This is a genomic window from Paraburkholderia sp. SIMBA_054, assembly GCF_046534875.1.
In the GTDB taxonomy this organism is placed as follows: Bacteria; Pseudomonadota; Gammaproteobacteria; order Burkholderiales; family Burkholderiaceae; genus Paraburkholderia; species Paraburkholderia hospita.
This window is the reverse complement of record NZ_JAWRXV010000006.1, coordinates 265,030-286,114: the sequence shown is the minus strand read 5'-3', so window position 1 is coordinate 286,114 and position 21,085 is coordinate 265,030. Positions and strand designations below refer to the sequence as shown.

Sequence of the window (21,085 nt, the reverse complement as noted above, 5' to 3'; positions counted from 1 at the left end):
GGGCGTCGGCGGCGTCGCTGGTGCAGGGCGTGCGCTTCGCAAGCCGTGAATTGGGCGGCAAATGATGCTCTCGTCGCGGCTTCGGGCGTGAGCACGTCACGGAATACTGTCGGCGATTGCACCAGAAACGAATGACCGCTGCGCAGTGCGCGGGGGGAGACCAACATGAAAAATCATAACTTCCTGACACATCAGGAAATTTTCGACCGGGCAGTCGAACATCTGTTCGGCCAGGGCCGCGCGGCGCTGCTGCCGCGCGGTGGCGGCGCCTACCGCGGTTATTGCGGCGGCTGCCCGGTCGGTAGTTTTATCCATCCGCGCGACTACATGACCGCGATGGAAGGCATTCCCGTGCGATACGTCGGCAAGACGCCATCTGATACGCCCATGTACATGGACGTCGGCATGGCCGCGCTGAAGAAGGCGCTATTGCGTTCGCGCCTGAACATCTACGATCCCGTCACCGTCGAATTGCTCAGTTGCCTGCAAAACGTGCACGACGTTTTCGGGACTTGGGAATGGCGCGACCGGCTACGCTCGATCGCCCGCCAATTCGTCCTTTCCGACGAACGCGTTAAAACAGCCGCCTGACCTTTAGCCTCACGAGCGGCGTCAGCGCGCGAAGCTTCGCGCGCCATGTCCGGTGTCCGGCGAGCGAACCAAAGCCCACAAATGAAAAACGGCGGTGTGGCTTCTTTCGAAGCTCACACCGCCGTTGGCGTGCTTTCGCGTACCGGAGGAAGCGTGCTTAGTGCAGCTTCTTCGGCAGCATCTGGCTGCGCAGGCGCTTGTGCAGGCGCTTCACTGCAGCTGCCTTTTTGCGCTTACGTGCCGTCGTCGGCTTTTCGTATGCCTGGCGCTCACGCAGTTCTGCGATCAGGCCATTCTTTTCGATTGCGCGGCGGAAGCGGCGGATTGCCACTTCGAACGGCTCGTTTTCCTTCAGAAGAATCGTCGTCATGTAATTCCTAAATACGCTTGATACGGTTAATGGCGTGGCGGTCAACCCACACACGCGCCGGCCCTCCGGTCGTTTCAGACTGGCGAAGCACAACTGAAAACGAGAGGCAATGCGGCCACGGAGGCCGGAAAAGAGAGGTGGGAGTTCACCGCGAAACGCGGGCAGCGCACGTTGCGGCGCCGCGCCTAGCTAGCGTTTCGCCACCAGCAACCCATGACGAAACGAGCAAAGATCTCAATTCACTCCCGATCATACCAGGAAATTCGCTTTCAGACCAGCATTTTAGCGATACCGTTCAGGCACTTGCGTCGTTCAATATGCGCAAATCCGCGTCGGTGAGCGTCAGATGCACTGCCGCGACAAGACTTTCCAGCTGTTTGACCGACGTCGCGCTGGCGATCGGCGCCGTGATACTCGGCCGCGCAATCAGCCATGCGAGCGCCACCGAGGCGGGTGTGCTGCCATGCCGCTGCGCCACTTCGTCGAGTGCATCGAGGATCGCGAAGCCGCGGTCATTCAGATAACCCTCGACCTTGCGGCCGCGCGCGCTTTTCGACAGATCGTCGCGCGAACGGTACTTGCCCGACAGAAAGCCGCTCGCGAGGCTGTAATAGCAGACGACGCCCAGCCGCGCGGCGAGCGCAACGGGTTCGAGATCAGTTTCGTAGGCCGCGCGGTCGTACAGGTTGTACTCCGGCTGGATCACCTGATATTGCGGCAGGCCGTTGTCCCGCGCGATCTGCAGCGCTTCCTGCAAGCGCGCGCCGCCGTAGTTCGACGCGCCGATCACCCGCACCTTGCCCGCTTCGACCAGCTGCTGATACGCGCCCAGCGTTTCCGCGAGCGGCGTCTCCTCGTCGTCGAGATGCGAGAAATACACGTCGATATAGTCCGTCTGCAGACGCCGCAGCGAGTCTTCGACAGCCGCGCGGATGTTGCCCGCCGACAATCCCTTGCGGCTTCCCAGCATGCCGACCTTGGTCGACAGCACGATCCTGTCGCGCTTGCCCGACTTCGCGAACCACTTGCCGATGATCGTCTCCGACTCGCCGCCGTGGTTGTTCGGCACCCAGGCGGAATAGACGTCGGCGGTGTCGATGAAATTCAGGCCGGCGTCGGCGAACGCGTCGAGGATGGAGAACGACGTCGCTTCGTCGGCCGTCCAGCCGAACACATTCCCACCGAACATCAGCGGCGCGACCTGCAATTGCGACGTGCCGAGATTGCGTTTCTGCATGACATCTCCACGAGCAAAGAAAGCGGGCCAACAAGGATACGCCGTCTTGACATTCGTCACAGACGCCCCCGCGCGTACCCGCGCCGCACCCATGCGCCCCCAAATTTCGCGAGATCGCCCCTAAAGTTTTCTTCTGACCACGCCGTCAACCAGGACAGGCGGCGACGCAATGCACACGTCAAGCGCGACGCCGAGCCAAAACAGCCTCTCCATCCGAGGCGTTTTAAAAACGAGGACGCAAAATGCTGAACATCAACACCAACATCGCTTCGCTGACCGCGCAGAACAACCTGTCGGGTTCGCAAAGCGCACTGTCGCAGGCGATCAACCGCCTGTCGTCGGGCAAGCGTGTGAATTCCGCTGCTGACGACGCGGCAGGTCTCGCGATCTCGACGTCGCAAACGGCTTCGATCAACGCACTGACGCAAGGTGCTGCAAACGCGAACAACGGCATTTCGATGGTGCAAACCACGAACGGCGCGCTGCAATCGATCGTCGACAACCTGCAACGTATCCGCCAGCTGGCAGTTGAAGCAGGCGACGGCTCGCTCGACTCGAACGCACTGGCTAACCTCCAGTCGGAAGTCTCGACCCGTCTGACGGAAATCACCCGCGTCGCGCAACAAACGACGTTCAACGGCCAATCGGTCCTGAACGGCATCGGCTCGGTCAACTTCCAGATCGGCGCATTCAACGGCCAGCAGATCACGGCTAACTTCGGCACGCAGAAGTGGGATGCAGGCAACCTCGGCGTGAGCGGCGTGTCGGTTTCGACGGCTTCGGGCGCACAGGCAGCAATGAGCACGATCGACAGCGTGCTGACGAGCGTCAACACCTTCCAGGCAACGCTGGGTGCAACGCAGAACACGTTCTCGGCAGCAATCTCGACGACGAACACGCAAGCAACGAACATGAGCGCAGCACGTTCGCAGATCACCGACGCAGACTTCGCGACGGAAACGGCGAACCTGTCGAAGGCTCAAGTTCTGCAGCAAGCTGGTATCTCGGTGCTCGCGCAAGCGAACTCGATGCCGCAACAGGTTCTGAAGCTCCTCCAGTAAGAGTGACGACTAGCGGCGCGCAGCACGGCGCCGCACCCCGAAGCCGCGGCTCGCGCCCGGCTTCGGTACGTAACTGGATCGCATGGTTGGGAGGTTCGCCTCCCATCATGCATTTACAAGCCACGAATAAACAGCATCCTGTTTCGCCAATCGGAGCACCCGCATGACCACCACGTCGACTTCGAATTCGTCAGCTGACATCACTTCTCTGCTACAGCAGGCGGCGCAGTCCATTATCAGCGGCTCGACCAAGTCGACCCTCGATGTCAACTCGCTGGTGTCAGCGCTCGTAACGGCGAAAACGGCGGCTCAATCGTCGCAAATCACGACTAAGCAGAATTCGGACAACGCAGAGCTGTCCGCAATCGGTAAGATCAAATCGGCGCTTTCGTCGCTGCAGACCGCGTTGAGCGGCCTGTCGGACGGCACGGCGCTCAACCAGCTCGCGGTCGCTCTCGGCGGCACGGGCACGGGTGTCACGGCAACGGCCGACCCGAGCAAAGGCGCGGTGGCCGGCAACTACACACTCGCCGTCACCAACATCGCGACGGCCAACAAGATTTCCTCGCAGGCTTACGCGTCGGGCGCAAGCCTCGGCACGGGTACGCTGACCGTCGGCGTAGGCAGCAGCTCGATGCAGATCAGCGTTGCATCGACCGATTCGCTGTCGGACGTCGCCAACGCGATCAACTCGGCAAACAACAATCCTGGCGTATCGGCGGCCGTCATCACGGCAGCGGACGGCCAGCATCTGGTCTTGACGTCGAAGCAGACGGGCGCGGCCAACAACGTGACGGTTTCCGCAGGCGCAGGCCTCGATTCGGGTCTGAACACGGCCAGCTTCACGCAGGTCGCGGCCGGCAAGGACGCCACGCTCTCGCTCGACGGCAACACGATCACGAGCGCCAGCAACACGATCACGTCGGCGCTCACGGGCGTGAGCATCGACATCTCGGGTGCGTCGGCAAACAGCACGCAGACGATCTCGATCACCAACGACACGACGGCCTCGACGAAGGCCATCAACGATTTCGTCACCGCGTACAACAACTACATCACGACCGAAACGGGCCTGACCTGGGACCCGACGCAGGCGACGGGCTCGCAAGCGGGCGCGCTGCTCGGCGACGCGATGACGAACACGATCACAAACGGTCTTGGCGGCCTGATCGGCGGCGGGGTCACCGTCGGCGGCAAGACGTTCAGCCTGTCGTCGATCGGTATCAACCTGCAGCACGACGGCACGCTGTCGGTCGACTCGACCGCGCTGCAGACCGCGCTGACGAGCAACAGCTCGGCCGTCGCGGCCGTGTTCAACAAGACGAACGGTATCGGCACGACGCTGAACTCGTTCATCAACACGTACACGCAGACGAGCGGCACGATCGATCAGCGCACGCAGGCCCTGAACACCGACCTGAGCAATCTGTCGGATCAGGCGACGCAGCTCACGAACTATCAGAGCACGCTGACCGATCAATACAACGCGCAGTTCACGGCACTGAACACCCTGATGTCGACGATGGCGAACAACACGGCCTACCTGAACCAGCTGTTCGGCGGCGGCGGCCTGACAGGCTCGCTGAACTCGAAGTAACGCGGACAGACACCCCGCTCAATGGAACCTGTGATGAACGATTCGCTGACTCGCGCACTCGACCTGACCCACGCTCTCGAAAGTGCGGTTTCGCAACAAGACTGGGCGCGTGCGTCGGCGATCGTCGAAGAGCGCTCGCCGCTGCTGATGTCGCTGCGCCCGGAGCAGACGCCGGAAGCGCTGGACAAGATCCGCGCGATCCAGCGCATCGACGCCGGCATCAGCCAGCAGACCCGCACCGGCATGGACCGTCTTACCGAGCGGCACGGCGATGCGCTCCGGCGCATCAAGTCGGTGAGCCTGTATCACTCGACGGGCATGCTCTAAGTAATCGAACTGAAGAACGCCGCGCGACGTAGTCCAAAAAAAAGAAATGCGCGGATTGATAAAGCTGCAGCGATGCAGCTTTTTTTTTTGCCTGCGCGAGGCATGGCGAGGCGTGAAGATTGCGATTGCGCCGCACGGGCGCGATCGCAGTTTCCAGAGTCGGCCTTAGCTGGCGCCTTCCTCGTAGACGCGCCACATTCCTTCCAGCGCGTCGACGAAGTTGCTCGCGAATCTCCGCGCATCGCACATTGCAGAGGCGAGCACATGCTCGCGCATGCCGGCGCGCAGTGTCGCCAGCGCATCGACATTGGCCGCCAGTTCACAGATCTTTTCGACGTAACCAGCCTGATCGTCGCAGATCCATTCGCCGAAGCCGGCGGAATGCAGCACGCTCTCGCAGATATGGCCGACGAAGCGGTCGCCCTTCATCGCCACCACGGGCAAGCCCATCCACAGTGCTTCCGCCGTCGTCGTGCCGCCCGGATACGGGAAAGGACTGAGCACAATGTCGACGCGATGGTACGTCTTGAAGTATTCGTTGCGCGTCGATCCACCTTCGAGGATGAGTCGCGACGCGTCGATCCCACGCTCCGCGACGCGCTGAAGCGTTGCGTCGACGGCATGCTTCCGGTCGAGTTCGTGCGCCTTGACGAGCAGACGTGAGCCGGGCACCTCGCGCAATACACGGGTCCACAGATCGAGCACGTCATCCGTCATCTTCGCGAGCTTGCCGAGATAGCCGAACGTGACGAAGCCATTGACTCGCATGGGCAGCGGACCAACGGGAACATCGCACTCCGGCGGCGTCATGCACAGATAGCCATCGGGCAGACGCCATGGCTTTTCGATGAAGTGATGCGCTTCTTCGGGCGGCAGCACGTAGCGATCGCCGAGCACATAGTCGATTTGCGCGATACCTGTCGATGCGAAAAAGCCAAGCCACGTCACCTGGATGGGCGCCGGCTTCATCGCGAACACGGGCAGGCGGTTGAATGCCGTATGGCCCGCCATGTCGAGCAGGATGTCGACGCCGTCATCGAAGATGCGCTGCGCAGCGGCGTCGCGAGAGAGCTTCCATAACGGTGTCCAGACGTCAAAGAGCGGCTTCAGACGTTGCGTGATTTCGTCTTCGATGTCGTTGGTCTGGTACGCGATCAGTTCGACTCGTGACGCATCGATGTGACGCAGTACGCTTTCGGTGAAGATGCCGACGGGATGCGTGCGCAGATCGCCCGACACGAAGCCGACGCGCAAAGGTCGTTTGCCGCGCGGCGCGCGCGTGTGCGTGAACGGCGTGACATTGGCAGCGATACGCTCGCCGAAATAGACGGCATCGGCGAGATAGTCGCTGACGGGCCGCTGCGACATGCTGGCCTCGCAAAACAGCAACGCTGTGTGCGCGACGTCGGCATCGGGCGACCGTTCAATCGCGCTCCGATAGCTGCTCGCGGCTGCGTCGAGTTCGCCCAGCGAGCGCAACACGTCGCCGAGGTTGATGTGCATCCGCGACGAGCCATCCTTCAGCTCGAGCGCCTTGCGCGCGTAGTGCAGCGCCTCGCCTGGGTGTTCTGTCCTCAGATACGCGACCGCGAGGTTGTGATGCACTTCGGCATCGTCGTCAGCGAGCGCGACCGAGCGCCGATAACTGTCGATCGCTTCCTCGTAGCGAAAGAGTCCGTACCACGCATTGCCGAGCGTCGCATAGGCTTCGGCCAGCGTCATGCGCGGCTCGCCCGACTGGACGCGCGCTATGGATGTTGCCATTGCCGCGCCGCCCAGCCAGGAATCGACGATCGCCTGCGCGAGCTGCATCGCCTTCGAATAATGCACGGCTGCGGCTTCGCGCTCACCCATGTCGCGCAGCGTGTTGGCCAGATTGTTGTGCACACCGGGCCGATCGGGGTCGAGCTCGACCGCCCTGCGAAGGCTCGCTGCCGCCTCGGCGAGTTCGCCGCGCGCGAGCAGCAGCGTGCCGAGACTGTTGTGCATCAGCGCGCGGTTCGAATCGAGCGCAATCGCGCTGCGATAGCTGTCGATCGCCTCGTCGTACTTGCCCTGCTCCATCAGCGCGTTGCCGAGGTTGTTGTGAGCATCCGCGTAGTCGCGCCTGAACGAAATCGCCTTGCGATACGCGAGCACCGCGCTATCGGCCTCGCCGAGATCCTTCAGCGCGTTGCCGAGGTTGTTGTACGCTTCGGCGTAACCGGGCCGCAATTCGATGGCTTGTGCGCTGCTGCGCATCGCCGCATCCGGCTGACGATCTTCGCGCAGCGCGTTGCCGAGATTGTTGTGCGCTTCCGCGTAACCCGGATTAAGCGCCACAGCCTCGCGATAACTGTCGATCGCCTGCTTCAGCTGGCCGTGCTCGCGCAAAGCGTTGCCGAGGTTGTTGTGGTAAATCGCGTTCGGCAGAATCGCGATCGACTGGCGCATCAGCGTGATGCCTGCTTCGTGCTGTTGAATCTGGCAGGCGAGCAGCCCGAGAAAATGCAGCGCATCCGAATGCCGCGGATTGACGCGCAGGATCTCGTCGTAGATCGCCTTGGCTTCGGCGAGCCGGCCGGCCTGATGATGCGCGAGCGCGGTGTTGAGAAGGTTAGCGTGATCCACTGTGATCCTTTGGTTCTTCGGAGACGGGACGAGCGTGCCCGCCTCGCGTCATGCAGCTTGCGGCTCGGTGTACTGCGCCCACATGCCTTCGAATGCTGCTTTGAGATTCTTCGCGAAGCGCCGCGCATCGCACAGCGGCGACGCGAGCGTCTGCGCGCGCAAACCCGCGCGCAACGCGGCAAGGCGCTCGGGCTGCGTGGCCCACGCGCCGGCCAGCGCGAGGTATTCGTCTTCGTCGCGCGCGATCCATTCGGCGAGTCCCGCCGCGTTCAGCACGCTCTCGCAGATATGCGTGACGAACCGATCGCCCTTGAGCGCGACCACGGGCGTACCCATCCACAGCGCTTCCGCCGTCGTCGTGCCGCCCGGGTACGGAAACGGACTCAGCATGATGTCGACGCGGTTGTACGACGCGAGATACTCGTGACGCGGCGAGCCGCCTTCGAGAATCAGACGCGACGCGTCGATACCCTGCCCGGCGAATTGCTCCAGCGTCGAGCGGCGCGCATGCTCCGCGCCGAGTTCGTGCGATTTCATCATCAGCTTCGCACCCGGCACCGCATGCAGAATGCGTGACCATTCGACGATCACGTTGGGCGTGATCTTCACGAGCTTGCCGAAATAGCCGAAGGTCACGTGGTCATTGAGCGTCATCGGCAGCCGGCCGACTGTCACATCGTCTTTGGGCGGCGTAAAGCACAGATAGCTGTCGGGCAGCCGCCACGTCTTCTCGACATAGTGCGACGCTTCATCGGCGGGCAGCACATGTGGATCGCCGAGGACGTAGTCGATTTCATTCAACCCCGTCGTGCCGAAGTAGCCGAGCCAGCTCACCTGCACGGGCGCGGGCTTCCACGCGAATACGGGCAAGCGGTTGTGCACCGTATGGCCCGACAGGTCGACGAGGATGTCGATGCGATCGTCGCGGATCATTCGCACGGCCTGATTGTCGGGCACGTTCACGAGGCTGCGCCATGCGGTGAAGCGCTGTTTCAGGCGCGCCGTAATATCGTCTTCCTTGGCACGCGTCGAATAGGCGATCAGATCGAAGCTGCCGTCCGCGAAATGCTCCATCACCGATTCGATGAAAATTCCCACGGGATGCAGTTGCAGATCGCCGGACACGAAACCGATGCGCAGCTTGCGTCCATCGTTTCGCGGTGTCGGATGTTCGCAGCGGCGCGCACGCGCGGCCATACGCGTGCCGAATTCGCGCGCGGCGGCCAGCGTGACGGAAGGCGGAGTCGGCGCGTGGGTCGCGAGATCGAACAGCAGCCGGTTGTGCGCGAGTTCCATTTCACCGTCGAGCGCGATGCCGCGCCTGTAGCTCGCAATCGCACCTTCCGCGTCGCCGAGTACGCTCAACACATCGCCCAGATTCACGTGCGGCACAGCCGAATGCGGTTCCAGCGCAACCGCTTTTCGCACGCTCTCGAGCGCTTCATCGGCACGGCGCTGCTTGAGCAGCGCGACGGCCAGCCGATGATGCGCGTGCCCGTCGCGCGGCGCGAGTTCAGTTGCCGTCCGGTAGCAGAGGATCGCCGCGTCGAGCTTGTCGCCCTGCTCGTACGTGTCGCCCAGGTCCAGATAACCCGATGCGCCGCTGGGTGCAAGCTCCACTGCGCTCGTGAACGCTTGCGCCGCTTCGTCCCAGCGCTCGCGGCCCCGCAGCCATTGCGCGAGCTTGCGATGACGCGCGGCATCGGCAGGATCGAGCCGCGCTGCGCGTTGCAGTACGGCGATCGCCGCGTCCACATCGCCGCTCGCATGCAGCAGCGTCGCGAGACTGTCGTGACTGTCGACGCGGTTCGGATCGAGCGCGATCGCACGACGGAACGCGGCAATCGACTCGTCCGCGTTGCCTCGCCCCGCCTGCGCACGCGCGAGATTGCTGAACGCGTCCGCGTAGTCGGGCCGGAACGACACAGCCTTCCCGTACGCGAGCACCGCGTTGTCGAGATCGCCGAGATCCTTCAGCGCGTTGCCGAGATTGTTGTAGGCCTCCGCATAGCCGGGGCGCAGCTCGATCGCCCTCGCGCAACTCAGCATCGACGCGTTGGCGTCGCCCGCAGCGCGCAGCGCGTTGCCGAGGTTGTTGTGTGCTTCTGCGTAATCGGGGCGCAGCGTCACAGCATGCCGGTAGCCTTCAATCGCTTCGCCGAGTTGGCGGCGTCCGAGCAACACGTTGCCGAGATTGTTGTAGTAGACGGCATTTGGATTAGCGGCAATCGACGCGTGCATCAACGCGATGCCCGCATCCTCGCGATTCGTCTGGCAAGCTAGCAGCCCGGAGAAATGCAGTGCGTCGGATTGCGCGGGCTCGCTCTGCAGAATGGCGTCGTAAAGCGCCTGCGCATCGGCGAGACGTCCCGCCTGATGGTGGGCGAGCGCGGCGTTCAAAAGACTCGGAATGTCGTGCATATTCAAACGTCCGGCCGCGTTCAATAAGGATGCGACTGCGCGAAGAAATCGACGAGCCCGCCGTCGTGCTCGATCATCACGCTCTTAGTCGCGATGCCTTCGCGCGTCATCTCGGCGATGATGTCGCGGGCCCGCCATTGCGTCGGAATCACGATCACCTCGACGTCGGTCTGCTTCAGCACGTCGCGGAACTCGATCCGCTGGCCCGTGCCGGGCACGAAGGTGCCGACCTTGCCCGGGTCCGAATCGACGACGAGCGGAAAGCGCACGGCATCCGCGCCGAAGTGATGGATGAACGCCGCCGCCTTGCCCGTGCCGCCCCAGATCGCGACGCGTTTGCCCGACGCGCTCAGCTGCGACAACTGCTGCGCGATGGTCGCGCGGCTCGTGACGGTGCGCTCGGCAAACCGCGTCGCGGCTTCCGCGCGCGAGCGCGCATGCGCAGGCACCCCGAGCTTCACGAGCGCGTAGACGACTTCGCCGTCGTAGCCGTGATCGAGCGTGACGATTTCGCCGGCGCGCGACATCAGCGCACGGAACGATTCCGTCGTGAAGTGCGACACATGCTCATAGAAGAAGTCGGCGAGACGCTGGGTGTCGAACACGCGGTCGATGCACGGCACTTCGGCGAATAGCCAGCTGTCCTTGCCCGTCGACACCGCGCCCCACGCAAGCGCTTCGAGGAGCCGCGCCGGTTCCGTCAGATGCTCGAGCACATGGCGAATCACGACGGCGTCCGGCTGAAACGCCTTCATATCCGCGAGCGGCTCGAACAGGCGCGGATGAAACTCGACGCCCAAACCCGTCTCAGGCGTCGCATTCGGATCGAAACCGATAAAGCGGCCACCCGGCCGTGCCTGCGCGAGTCCGCGCACGAAGTGCCCTTCGCCGCAACCGATCTCGACGACGTTCGGCGCATCGGGCAGGCGCGACAGCACGAGATCGCGCGTGTCCGCGAGATGGCCCTTCCAGATGCTGCCGTTGTTGAACATCCGGTTCGGATTGCTTTGATACGGAATCGCGTCGTACTCGAAGCGGTGATTCCACACGTGCGTGCACGACGGGCACTGCACGAAATCCTGCGCGTGGCGTGGCAGCGCTTGCGCAGCATCCGCCGAGCCGGGCCACGCGAGCGTCGCCAGAGTCTGCTCGCCGGCCGGGAAAAAGCGCGCGGCGACGGTGTTCGAGCAAACGGGGCAAACCGCTTCGATCAGATCGCAACTCATTGCTTCACTACCTTTTTGAAGTACGCGATGGTCTCCTTCAGACCATCTTCGAGCATCACGCCCGGCTCCCAGTCGAGATGCTGGCGGGCCTTCGCGATGTCGGGACGCCGCTGCACCGGGTCGTCCGACGGCAGCGGCCGATATTCGATGCGCGAGCGCGAGCCCGTCAGACGCAGCACCGTTTCCGCCAGCTCGCGGATCGTGATTTCGCTCGGATTGCCGATGTTGAACGGCCCCGGCTCGCCTTCGTGATCCATCAGGCGCATCAGGCCTTCGACCAGATCGTCGACATAGCAGAACGAGCGCGTCTGGCTGCCGTCGCCGTAAAGCGTGATCGGCTCGCCCTGCAGCGCCTGCATGATGAAGTTCGAGACCACGCGGCCATCGTCGGGACGCATGCGCGGACCGTACGTATTGAAGATTCGCGCGATGCGAATGTCGACGCCGTGCTGCCGGTGATAGTCGAAGAACAGCGTTTCCGCGCAGCGCTTGCCTTCGTCGTAGCACGCGCGCGGGCCGTTCGGGTTCACGTTGCCCCAATACGTTTCCGGCTGCGGATGCTGCTGTGCGTCGCCGTAGACTTCGCTTGTCGATGCCTGAAGGATGCGCGCGCCGCAGCGCTTCGCAAGCCCGAGCATATTGATCGCGCCGAGCACGGCCGTCTTCACCGTCGATACGGGATCGCTCTGGTAATGCACAGGGCTCGCCGGGCACGCCATGTTGAACACGCGGTCTGCTTCGACATAGAGCGGCAGCCACACATCATGGCGAATCACTTCGAAATTCACCTTGCCGATCAGGTGGTGAATGGTCTGCTTGCTGCCTGTGTGAAAGTTGTCGACGCACATCACGTCGTGACCGGCTGCCACCAGCCGGTCACACAGATGCGAGCCGAGAAACCCCGCGCCGCCCGTAATCAGGACCGACTGTGCGCTCACTGCGCCGCCTCTGCGACCTGCGCGACGCGCTGCTCCCACATGCCGTGCAGCGCGCCTTCCAGGTTGCGCGCGAAGCGCGTCGCGTCGCACAGCGGCGAGGCGAGCAGTTGCGCGCGCAGATTGCCGCGCAGCGCGGACAGCCGTTCGCGATCCGCGGCAAAGGCGACGGCTTTGTCGATGTATGCTGCATCGTCGGCGGCGATCCAGTCGGCGAGGCCCGCCGTTTGGCACATCGTTTCCGCAATGTGCGTGACGAAGCGATCGCCGTGGCGAACCAGCACGGGCACGCCCATCCAGAACGCTTCGGCCGTCGTCGTGCCGCCGCCGTACGGGAACGGGCTCAGCATCATGTCGACACGGCGGTAGGCGGCCAGGTACGCGTCGCGCGCCGAGCGCCCTTCGATAATCAGCCGCGACGCCGGAACGCCGCGCATCGCGAAGCGGCGCACGAATGAATCGCGCACATGCGCGTCGTCGAACTGGCCGGACTTGAGGAACAGCGTCGCGCCGGGCACTTTCTGCAGAAGCGTCGACCATACGCCGACGACATGATCCGTGACCTTCGTCACGTTGCCGAAGTAGCCGAACGTGATGTGACCGTTCGCGAGCATCGGCAGCGTGCCGGTTTCGACGGGATCGGCGGGCGGCGTGAAGCACAGATAGCTGTCCGGCAGACGCCACGGCTTTTCGACGAAATGCGCTTCTTCCGCTTCGGGCAGCACATGCGCGTCACCGAGGATGTAGTCGATCGCGCGCACACCCGTGCTCGCGAAGTATCCCGGCCAGCTGACCTGCACGGGCGCCGGCTTCCATGCGAAAAGCGGCAGGCGGTTATAGGTGCTGTGGCCGGATGCGTCGATCAGAATGTCGATGCCGTCGTTGCGGATGCGCTGCGCGGCCGCTTCGTCGCTGACGCCGGCGAGGCTGGTCCACGCGGAGAACGCCGGCTTGATGCGCGCCGTCAGTTCGTCTTCGACATCGCGCGTCGGGTAAGCGACCAGATGTACGCGTGACGAATCCAGATTCGCGAGCACGCTTTCGATGAAGTAACCGACAGGGTGCTTCTTCAGATCGCCGGACACGATGCCGACGCGCAGCGGACGGTCCGCGCGTGAGCCCGCGTCAACGAGCCACGTCGTGAACGGCTGCGCGCGCGCCTCCATTGCTTCGCCGAAGCGCAGCGCTTCTTCCAGATACGCTTGCGGCGTGGTCTGCTGCTTATAGTTCAGCGCGAACAGCAGGTTGCTGCGCGGCTCAGCGAACTCCGGACGCAGCGCGATCGCGTTGCGCCACGCTTCGATAGCCGCGTCGAGCTCGTCGAGTTCCATCAGCGTGTTCGCGAGATTGTTGTACGCGCGCGCGTGATCCGGCTTGAGATTGATGGCCTGGCAGAACGACTGCACGGCGCCGTGATGATCCTTCAGCGCGCGCTGCGCGTTGCCGAGGTTGTTGTGCGCGTCGACATATTCCGGCTGCAGCACGAGCGCCTGGCGGAAACATTCGGCGGCAGCGGCCGGCCGGTTGTTGGCCTGCATCACGTTGCCGAGGTTGTAGTAATAGAACGCCTGCGGATTGCGCGTGATGGCCGCCATGATCAGATCGCAGGCGGTCTGGTACTGGCCGAACTCGTGCGCAATCAGGCCGAGCAGATGCATCGCGTCCGCGTGGTTCGGATCGATCGCGAGAATCTGGCGATACAGCGTTTCCGCTTCGTCGAAGCGCTCGGCCTCGTGATGCTCGACGGCCGTCTGCAGCATCGACGCGACCTGCGCCTGCGCTGCCGTGTCGGGCGCTGCTTGCGGCTGCGACGCCGCACCGAGGTTGGCAGGCGTCGGAATGCGCTGCCACGAGCCGTTCTGATTCTGATTGAAGTCTGTCATGCGAAATTGCGCTCCGCGTGCTGGCGGGCGTCTCCTGATGAATGTCGATCCGGTTGGGCGGGCAGCCCGTCGTTGGTGTGATGGCATGCGGCGTGGCGCGCCCACATGCCGTGAAATGCGTCTTCGAGATGCCGCGCAAAGCGCGGCGCGTCGCATAGCGGCGAAGCCAGCAGGCGTTCGCGTAACGTGCTTCTGAGCGCTGCCAGCTCATCGCGTTGCGTGCTGAATCGCAGGGCTTTGCTCAGATAGTCTGCGTCGTCCGCAGCGATCCATTCGGGCAAGCCCGTCGTGTTCACGATGCTTTCGCCGACGTGCGACAGAAAGCGTTCGCCGCGGCGCGTCAGGACGGGCACGCCCATCCATAGCGCTTCGACGCTCGTCGTGCCACCCGCATACGGGAACGGGTCGAGCGCGATGTCGACGCGCTGGTATGCCGCGAGAAGTTCGGCGCGCGGCGACTGGCCTTCGAGCAGCAGACGCGCACCGTCGATGCCGTGCGCGGCGAACCGTTCGAGTGTCGCGCGCTGCACGGCTGGATCGTCGAGCTGGCGCGTCTTAAGCAGCAGGCACGAACCGGGCACGGCGTCGAGCACGCGCGACCACAAGGCGATGACGGCATCGTTGAGCTTCACCAGATGGTTGAAGCAGCCGAAGGTGATCGCGCCGTTGTCGCCGGCGGGCAGAGCGCCGACTTCGATATCGAAAGGCGGCGGCGTGAAGCACAGGTAACTGTCGGGTAGATGCCACGGCGCTTCGACGAATTGCGACGACTCATCGAATGGCAAGACGTGCCGATCCGCGATCACGTAATCGATCGACGCAAGGCCCGTCGTCGCGAAGTAGCCGAGCCACGTCGCCTGAACGGGCGCGGGCTTCCACGCGAATACGGGCAGGCGGTTGTGATTCGTGTGCCCGGACAGGTCGACGAGAATATCGACCGCGTCGTCGCGGATGCGGAGCGCGCAGGTTTCGTCGTCGAGCCGCGAGATGTCGTGCCACGCGCTGAAATGCGGCATCAGGCGCTGTGACACCGCGTCATCGCGCTGGCGCGTCGCGTAGGCGACGAGTTCGATGCGCGCCCTGTCGAGATGACCGAGCACGCTTTCGAGGAAAAAGCCGACGGGATGCGAGTTCAGATCGCCGGATACGAAGCCGACCCGCAGGCGCTTCTCTGCCTCGCTCGCGCGCGCCATATGCCCGACGCACTGCACCTTCGCCGACTGATGTTCGCCGAACGCCCGCGCTTCGTTGAACTGCTCGCGCAAGCTCACATCAGGCCGCGTATTGAGCAACAGCAGCAGATTGCTGTGCGCCTGCGCGAAGCCGGGATCGAGCGCGAGAGCCTGCCGGTAGCTGGCCGTCGCCTGATCGAGCAAGCCCTGATCGCGCAGCACGTTGCCGAGGTTGTTGTGCAACGACGCGCGTCCCGGTTCCAGCGCGAGCGCGCGCTGATAAGCCTCGGCGGCGCTCGCGGTGCGGCCGTACTTTTCCAGGATGTTGCCGACGTTGTTGTGCGCGTTCGCGTCGTTCGGATTCAGCGCGAGCGCCTTGATGTAGCTGTCGAGCGCCCCTTCGTCACTACCCAGATCCAGCAACGCGTTGCCGAGATTGATCCACGCTTGCGCAAACTCCGGCTTGAGCCGGACCGCGTGCGTGCAACTGTCGACCGCGGCCGGCGAATCCCCCGCTTCGCGCAGCGCGTGGCCGAGGTTGCTGTGCGCTTCCGCGTAATCGGGCGCGAGCGACAGCGCCGCGCGATACGCGGCGATCGCGCCCTGATGATTGCGCGCGCGCCCGCGCATGTTGCCGAGGTTGTTCAGGTAGATCGCGTTCGGATTCAGCTGGATCGACTTTTCGATCAGGTCGATGCCGGCCGGCAAGTTGCCGACGTCGCAGGCGAGCACGCCGACAAAGTGCAGCGCGTCGGCATGCGCGGCGTCGTGCTGGAGAATCAGTTTGTAGAGCGTAGCCGCTTCGCTCATGCGGCCCGCCTGATGATGCGCGAACGCGGCGTGCAGCGCGGCGGCGGCATCGAATGCGGGCGCAGCCGGCGACGGCGCGTGCGCCGTCCCGTCCATCTGGACGTCGCCGCTCGTGAGAGATTCGTGATCGGCAGGCGCTTGCATCGGGGACCCTGAAGTGGCGCGGATGGCGACGCGCTTACACGCCCATGTACTTCTGCATGTAGCGCTCGTAGCCGCCGCGCCATGCGGGGCTGCCGAACGATCCGCCGCTTTCGTGCACGACGCTCATCGGCCACGTTCCCATGCGCAGTCCGCGCGACTCGGCCTGGCGGCAGAAATCGAGGTCGTAGAAATGGAAGTCGAAGCGCTCGTCGAACGTGAGGCCGCTGGCGATCAGGCGCTCGCTATCGGCGGCGAGCAGCAGGCCGTCGAGCAGCTTGCATTCGCGGCCGGGCGGCCCGTAGATCGACATGTTCGTGCACGGAAAGCCGCTGCCGTGACCGACGACGCCGCTCAGATACTGCGCGTCGTCGCGCGTGAAGGACGCGTCCCGGAAGAACCACGACGGCTGGCCCGGCAAGCGGCGCGTGTTGCCCGCCAGACCGACGATATCGAATTGCGTGACGGCGTCGCGAATGCGGTCCATCCAGTAGAAGTCGCACAGATGCAGGTCGTCGTGCAGGAAGACGAGGATCGCCGGGTCGTTGCGGGACTGTTCGATCGCGTAGTTATAGATCGACGAAAGACCGGCCCGGTTGTTGTCGAACAGCATCAGTTGCGGCGGGCTTGCGTGACGGAACAGCGAAAGCGAACGGCCGAGCGCGGTCTTCTGAGGGAAATCGTCGTAAGAGGCACGCGTGCCGCAAACCAGGCGAATGGGCTTCATGAAAACGGAACAGAAAAAGTGTCGATGAGCGCGCGGGCGTCGTGCCGGACAGCGCTCGCGTAATGGCGACGCGCTGCCGGCAAAACACGCGCCGGCTGCAACGGAAACTCGACCCGCAATGAGCTACCGTGACGCTATTCTGTCCGCGAGGGCGGATGGGCGATTGGTGGATCAGATGGAGTTAATGGGCTTATTTCGGGGGACTGTGGGGAACGACGCAAAGGCATTGCGCAGTGGACTGCGCAAGAAGAAGGCGTAAAAAAACCCGCATAGGAGCGGGTTTGGCGCGGGTGCTGATGTGATGTTGTTGTGCTTAACCGCCACGCACGATGCGTTTTGGCGCGCCCGGCTGGGATCGAACCAGCAACCCCTGCCTTCGGAGGGCAGTACTCTATCCATTGAGCTACGGGCGCATTCGGCAAAAAGCGCTGCAAAATCACGCAGTTGATGCGAGATATGGCGCTAAAGCGAGACCGAGAGCATACCCGGTTTCGGACGGCCCGTCCACCGCGAGCGGGCTTGCGCGGGGCGGCAGACGCAGTCGAATGGCCCGGGACGGTTCGCCGGCTCCGGCCAGCCACGCAACAAACCCCGAAAGTGTTCGCGTAAACGCCTACTGAACACCTTCCGGGCCCGCTCGCCGACGCCGAAACCTTCCGTCTATAATCGTCCGTGGCTGATCAAGAACAAAGTTGTTGCCGTCGCGCTGTACCGCTCACAATACCCACGGGAGACGAGACAAGCATGAGCGAAGCACCACACGGAGCCCCGATCAAAACCCCCGGACAGCTGATCGCCGCAGTCATCGCGGGTTTTGCTGTCCCCGTCATCATCATCATTCTGCTCGCCTATTACGTCGACAACTCGACCCGCACGGGCGCGGGCACCGACAGTCTGTCCGATGCCGCAGTCGACGCGCGTACCCAACCCCTCGCCAAGGTCGACATCCGCGACGCCGATGCGCCCCGCGTCTACAAGACGGGCGAGGAAGTCTACAAAGCCGTGTGTTCGACGTGTCACGCGTCGGGCGCAGCAGGCGCGCCGAAGTTCACCAACACGGCCGACTGGGCGCCGCGCATCGGCGAAGGTTTCGATACGCTCTGGCACAACGCGCTGACGGGCAAGGGCGCGATGCCCGCGCGCGGCGGCACGAGCCCGGACGATTACAGCGATTACGAAATCGGCCTCGCCGTCGCATACATGGCGAACAACGCGGGCGCGAAGTTCGCAGATCCGCCGAAGCCTATGCCGGGTCAGCCAGCCGCAGGGCCGGCCGGCGCTTCTGGCGCAGCGGCGGCTTCGGGCGCCGAAGCGGCATCAGGCGCAGCCGGTGCCTCCGATGCAGCAGGCACCCAGGCGGCGGCCGCGATGGCCGCCATGGCCAATGTGCCGCAAGGCGCGGCGCCCGCATCGGGCGCGACGCAGAGCGCGGACGCATCGCAGGCGGGCAAGGCGCTGTATCAGCAGGTCTGCCAGGCCTGTCACGCGGCGGGCGTGCTGAACGCGCCGAAATTCGGCGACAAGGACGCCTGGGCGCTGCGCCTGAAGGAGCCGATGGAAACCGTCTACAACTACGCGCTGCACGGCAAGGGCGCGATGCCGCCGAAAGGCGGATCGAGCGCGTCGGACGCTGATGTGAAGGCCGCCGTCGATTACATGGTCAACGCGTCGAAATAAGCACCGCGCATCTTTCACGGCGCAAACAAAAATCCCCGCCTCGAGAGAGCGGGGATTTTTTATGCCTTCAGCATGCACGCACAGCGTGCGTTCGCCTGATCAAGCCTTCTGCAACAGCGCCTTGAGACTCGCCAGGCGATCCTTCGGCGACATCGGCGCTTCTTCCGGCGTCGGCGGCGGCGCTTCGTCGAGCCCCATCTCCGGGATGAAGCGCGATGGCTCGCACACCACCGTCTCACGCGCCCGCTTGCGCTTCTTGCACCAGTTCAGATGCAAGCTGCGCTGCGCACGCGTGATCGCGACATACATCAGCCGACGTTCTTCCTCGATGCGCTCGTCGTCGATCGGGCCGTCGTCTTCCGTGCCGCCGCGATGCGGCATGATGCCTTCCTCGACGCCGACCAGGAACACATGCGGATATTCGAGCCCCTTCGATGCATGCACCGTCGACAGCCGCACCGCATCGGGGTCTTCGTCCTTGCCCTCAAGCATCGACATCAACGCAACCGTCTGAATCAGTCCGAGCAGATTCTTGCCGGTGTCGGCGAGACCATCGGCGTTGTCGTAGCCTGTCTGTTCCGTGCCTGCTGCCGGTTCAGGCTTTGTGCCCTTGCGCTTCAACCACTCCAAAAACTCCAGCACGTTTTGCCATTTCGACTGCGCCTGGCGCTCGTCGAATGCGTCGTACAGATAGGCTTCGTAGTGGATCGCTTCCATCATGTCGTCGAGCACGGACGTCGCCGCATCCTTATCGGCCCGGTCTCGCAGACGCTGCATGAAATCGCAGAACACGCGCAGCGGCTCGACCTGGCGCGCCGACAGCCGCGCCTCGATGCCGCCCATGTACACGGCCTCGAACAGCGACACCTTCGCCTGCCCCGCGAACGCGCCGAGCGCTTCGAGCGTCGTATTGCCGACGCCACGGCGCGGCGTCGTGATCGCGCGGATGAACGCGGGATCGTCGTCGGCATTGGCGATCAAACGCAGGTACGCGCAGATGTCCTTGATCTCGGCCTTGTCGAAGAACGACTGGCCGCCCGACAGCACATACGGAATCCGCTCGCGGCGCAGCACCTGTTCGAAGATGCGCGCCTGAAAGTTGCCGCGATAGAGGATCGCGTAATCGCGAAACTGCGCGCGACGCTCGAACTTGTGCGCCGACAGGCGAAACACGACCGACTCCGCTTCGTGCTCCTCGTCGTTGCACCCGGTGACGGAGATCGAATCGCCCATGCCGTGCTCGGACCACAGCTTCTTCTCGAAGAGCTTCGGATTGTTCGCGATCACGTTATTCGCTGCCGTCAGGATGCGGACCGTCGAGCGGTAGTTCTGCTCGAGCTTGATCACGTGCAGCTTCGGAAAATCCTTGCCGAGCTGCGCGAGGTTTTCGAGCGTTGCGCCGCGCCAGCCGTAGATCGCCTGATCGTCGTCGCCGACGGCCGTGAACGCGGCGCGGGGGCCCGCCAGCAGTTTCACCAGTTCGTACTGACACGCGTTGGTGTCCTGATACTCGTCGATCAGCAGATAGCGCAGCTTGTTCTGCCAGCGGTCGCGCACCTGCTCGTTGTTCTTGAAGAGCTCGGCGGGCAGGCGGATCAGATCGTCGAAATCGACGGCCTGATACGCGTGCAGCGTCGCGACGTAGTTGCGATAAACGATGGCCGCCTGATGCTCGTCCTCGTTCGCCGCAATCGCCATCGCTTCATCCGGCATGATGAGGCCGTTCTTCCACAGCGAGATGATCGACTGGATCTTGCGGATGAAGCCCTTGTCCGTCGAGCCGACCTGCTCCTGGATCATGCCGAAGCAGTCGTCGGAATCCATGATCGAGAATTGCGGCTTCAGGCCGACATGCTCCGCCTCCTGACGCAGAATCTGCACGCCGAGCGAGTGGAACGTGCTCACCGTCAGCTGGTTGACGGGCACCTTGCGCCCTTCCTTGCCGGGCGTCGTGAGCGTCTTGCCTTCGAGCAGCTTGCTCACGCGCTCGCGCATTTCCGCAGCGGCCTTGTTCGTGAAGGTGACGGCGGCGATATGGCGCGGCTCGAAGCCTTTGTTTTCGATCAGGTGCGCGATCTTCTGCGTGATCACGCGCGTCTTGCCGCTGCCCGCGCCCGCGAGCACGAGGCACGGACCGTCGAGATAGCGCACCGCTTCGCTTTGGGCGGAATTCAGGCCTGCGGACATCGTGTGTGGATGAGTAAGGGATTGAGACCGGGATTGAGGGCGCTTCGCTACGAACGGCCCGAGAACATGCAGCGAGACGGCGCTTGCGACGCGTCGGATCAGGTGGCCGCGCG

At 63.7% G+C, this 21,085-nt stretch carries 15 protein-coding genes and 1 tRNA gene; 5 read left to right on the top strand and 11 right to left on the bottom strand.

The window, feature by feature from the left end; translation table 11 throughout:
* The first annotated feature begins 165 nt into the window (after positions 1 to 165).
* Positions 166 to 591 (top strand): hypothetical protein, encoded by a 426-nt coding sequence (locus tag SB822_RS10070; protein ID WP_410854561.1) that lies wholly within the window; start codon positions 166 to 168, stop codon positions 589 to 591.
* A gap of 157 nt (positions 592 to 748) precedes the next feature.
* Here SB822_RS10070 and rpsU read toward each other — a convergent pair whose 3' ends face one another.
* Positions 749 to 961, bottom strand: a complete 213-nt coding sequence (gene rpsU, locus SB822_RS10065) for a 30S ribosomal protein S21 (protein ID WP_007581560.1) — start codon at positions 959 to 961, stop codon at positions 749 to 751.
* Between the two features lie 295 nt (positions 962 to 1,256).
* Positions 1,257 to 2,198 carry an aldo/keto reductase gene (locus SB822_RS10060; RefSeq protein ID WP_410854560.1) on the bottom strand — a complete coding sequence of 314 codons (942 nt, stop codon included), beginning with the start codon at positions 2,196 to 2,198 and terminating at the stop codon, positions 1,257 to 1,259.
* A 242-nt stretch (positions 2,199 to 2,440) separates the two neighbouring features.
* Between SB822_RS10060 and SB822_RS10055 the strand changes: the two genes are divergently transcribed.
* The 3 genes from SB822_RS10055 to fliT all read left to right on the top strand — a co-directional run bounded on the left by SB822_RS10055 (position 2,441) and on the right by fliT (position 5,183).
* Positions 2,441 to 3,259 carry a flagellin domain-containing protein gene (locus SB822_RS10055; RefSeq protein WP_007581564.1) on the top strand — a complete coding sequence of 273 codons (819 nt, stop codon included), beginning with the start codon at positions 2,441 to 2,443 and terminating at the stop codon, positions 3,257 to 3,259.
* A 163-nt stretch (positions 3,260 to 3,422) separates the two neighbouring features.
* The gene (gene fliD / locus SB822_RS10050; protein WP_007581566.1) at positions 3,423 to 4,856 is read left to right on the top strand and encodes a flagellar filament capping protein FliD; all 1,434 of its coding nucleotides are present in this window, start codon (positions 3,423 to 3,425) and stop codon (positions 4,854 to 4,856) included.
* 33 nt (positions 4,857 to 4,889) lie between these two features.
* Entirely contained in the window at positions 4,890 to 5,183 is a 294-nt protein-coding gene (gene fliT / locus SB822_RS10045; RefSeq protein ID WP_318270942.1) for a flagellar protein FliT, read from the top strand.
* 165 nt (positions 5,184 to 5,348) lie between these two features.
* Here the strand turns inward: fliT and SB822_RS10040 are convergent, their stop codons facing one another.
* The 8 genes from SB822_RS10040 to SB822_RS10005 form a co-directional block, all read right to left on the bottom strand.
* Positions 5,349 to 7,793 carry a tetratricopeptide repeat protein gene (locus SB822_RS10040; protein WP_410854559.1) on the bottom strand — a complete coding sequence of 815 codons (2,445 nt, stop codon included), beginning with the start codon at positions 7,791 to 7,793 and terminating at the stop codon, positions 5,349 to 5,351.
* A 48-nt stretch (positions 7,794 to 7,841) separates the two neighbouring features.
* Positions 7,842 to 10,214, bottom strand: a complete 2,373-nt coding sequence (locus tag SB822_RS10035; protein WP_410854558.1) for a tetratricopeptide repeat protein — start codon at positions 10,212 to 10,214, stop codon at positions 7,842 to 7,844.
* A gap of 20 nt (positions 10,215 to 10,234) precedes the next feature.
* Complete coding sequence (locus SB822_RS10030; RefSeq protein ID WP_410854557.1) at positions 10,235 to 11,440, bottom strand: class I SAM-dependent methyltransferase; 1,206 nt, start codon at positions 11,438 to 11,440, stop codon at positions 10,235 to 10,237.
* Positions 11,437 to 12,378, bottom strand: coding sequence for a UDP-glucuronic acid decarboxylase family protein (locus SB822_RS10025; protein ID WP_086910668.1), 942 nt, complete (start codon positions 12,376 to 12,378; stop codon positions 11,437 to 11,439). The genes SB822_RS10030 and SB822_RS10025 overlap by 4 nt, the downstream gene beginning before the upstream one ends.
* A complete protein-coding gene (locus tag SB822_RS10020; RefSeq protein WP_410854556.1) occupies positions 12,375 to 14,258 on the bottom strand; it encodes a tetratricopeptide repeat protein in 1,884 nt (627 codons plus the stop codon). Before SB822_RS10020 ends, SB822_RS10025 begins: the two co-directional genes overlap by 4 nt.
* On the bottom strand, positions 14,255 to 16,384 hold the full coding sequence (locus tag SB822_RS10015) for a tetratricopeptide repeat protein (protein ID WP_410854555.1): 2,130 nt from the start codon (positions 16,382 to 16,384) through the stop codon (positions 14,255 to 14,257). Before SB822_RS10015 ends, SB822_RS10020 begins: the two co-directional genes overlap by 4 nt.
* 34 nt (positions 16,385 to 16,418) lie before the next feature.
* On the bottom strand, positions 16,419 to 17,108 hold the full coding sequence (locus SB822_RS10010) for a glycosyltransferase family 2 protein (protein WP_079498663.1): 690 nt from the start codon (positions 17,106 to 17,108) through the stop codon (positions 16,419 to 16,421).
* 337 nt (positions 17,109 to 17,445) lie between these two features.
* Positions 17,446 to 17,521: transfer RNA gene (locus tag SB822_RS10005), tRNA-Arg, on the bottom strand.
* Positions 17,522 to 17,852: 331 nt separating this feature from the next.
* Between SB822_RS10005 and SB822_RS10000 the strand changes: the two genes are divergently transcribed.
* Entirely contained in the window at positions 17,853 to 18,785 is a 933-nt protein-coding gene (locus SB822_RS10000; RefSeq protein ID WP_410854554.1) for a c-type cytochrome, read from the top strand.
* Positions 18,786 to 18,884: 99 nt separating this feature from the next.
* On the opposite strand, the gene SB822_RS09995 is transcribed toward SB822_RS10000, so the two are convergent.
* Positions 18,885 to 20,972, bottom strand: coding sequence for a UvrD-helicase domain-containing protein (locus SB822_RS09995; RefSeq protein ID WP_410854553.1), 2,088 nt, complete (start codon positions 20,970 to 20,972; stop codon positions 18,885 to 18,887).
* Between the last annotated feature and the right edge of the window lie 113 nt (positions 20,973 to 21,085).

Excerpts from the sequence above, each read along its gene's own strand:
- SB822_RS10000 (WP_410854554.1), top strand. The coding sequence starts at position 17,853 with ATGAGCGAAGCACCACACGGAGCCCCGATCAAAACCCCCGGACAGCTG.
- SB822_RS10055 (WP_007581564.1), top strand. The coding sequence starts at position 2,441 with ATGCTGAACATCAACACCAACATCGCTTCGCTGACCGCGCAGAACAAC.
- SB822_RS09995 (WP_410854553.1), bottom strand. The coding sequence starts at position 20,972 with ATGTCCGCAGGCCTGAATTCCGCCCAAAGCGAAGCGGTGCGCTATCTC.
- SB822_RS10030 (WP_410854557.1), bottom strand. The coding sequence starts at position 11,440 with ATGAGTTGCGATCTGATCGAAGCGGTTTGCCCCGTTTGCTCGAACACC.
- SB822_RS10070 (WP_410854561.1), top strand. The coding sequence starts at position 166 with ATGAAAAATCATAACTTCCTGACACATCAGGAAATTTTCGACCGGGCA.
- fliT (WP_318270942.1), top strand. The coding sequence starts at position 4,890 with ATGAACGATTCGCTGACTCGCGCACTCGACCTGACCCACGCTCTCGAA.
- rpsU (WP_007581560.1), bottom strand. The coding sequence starts at position 961 with ATGACGACGATTCTTCTGAAGGAAAACGAGCCGTTCGAAGTGGCAATC.
- fliD (WP_007581566.1), top strand. The coding sequence starts at position 3,423 with ATGACCACCACGTCGACTTCGAATTCGTCAGCTGACATCACTTCTCTG.
- SB822_RS10060 (WP_410854560.1), bottom strand. The coding sequence starts at position 2,198 with ATGCAGAAACGCAATCTCGGCACGTCGCAATTGCAGGTCGCGCCGCTG.
- SB822_RS10015 (WP_410854555.1), bottom strand. The coding sequence starts at position 16,384 with ATGCAAGCGCCTGCCGATCACGAATCTCTCACGAGCGGCGACGTCCAG.
- SB822_RS10020 (WP_410854556.1), bottom strand. The coding sequence starts at position 14,258 with ATGACAGACTTCAATCAGAATCAGAACGGCTCGTGGCAGCGCATTCCG.
- SB822_RS10035 (WP_410854558.1), bottom strand. The coding sequence starts at position 10,214 with ATGCACGACATTCCGAGTCTTTTGAACGCCGCGCTCGCCCACCATCAG.
- SB822_RS10010 (WP_079498663.1), bottom strand. The coding sequence starts at position 17,108 with ATGAAGCCCATTCGCCTGGTTTGCGGCACGCGTGCCTCTTACGACGAT.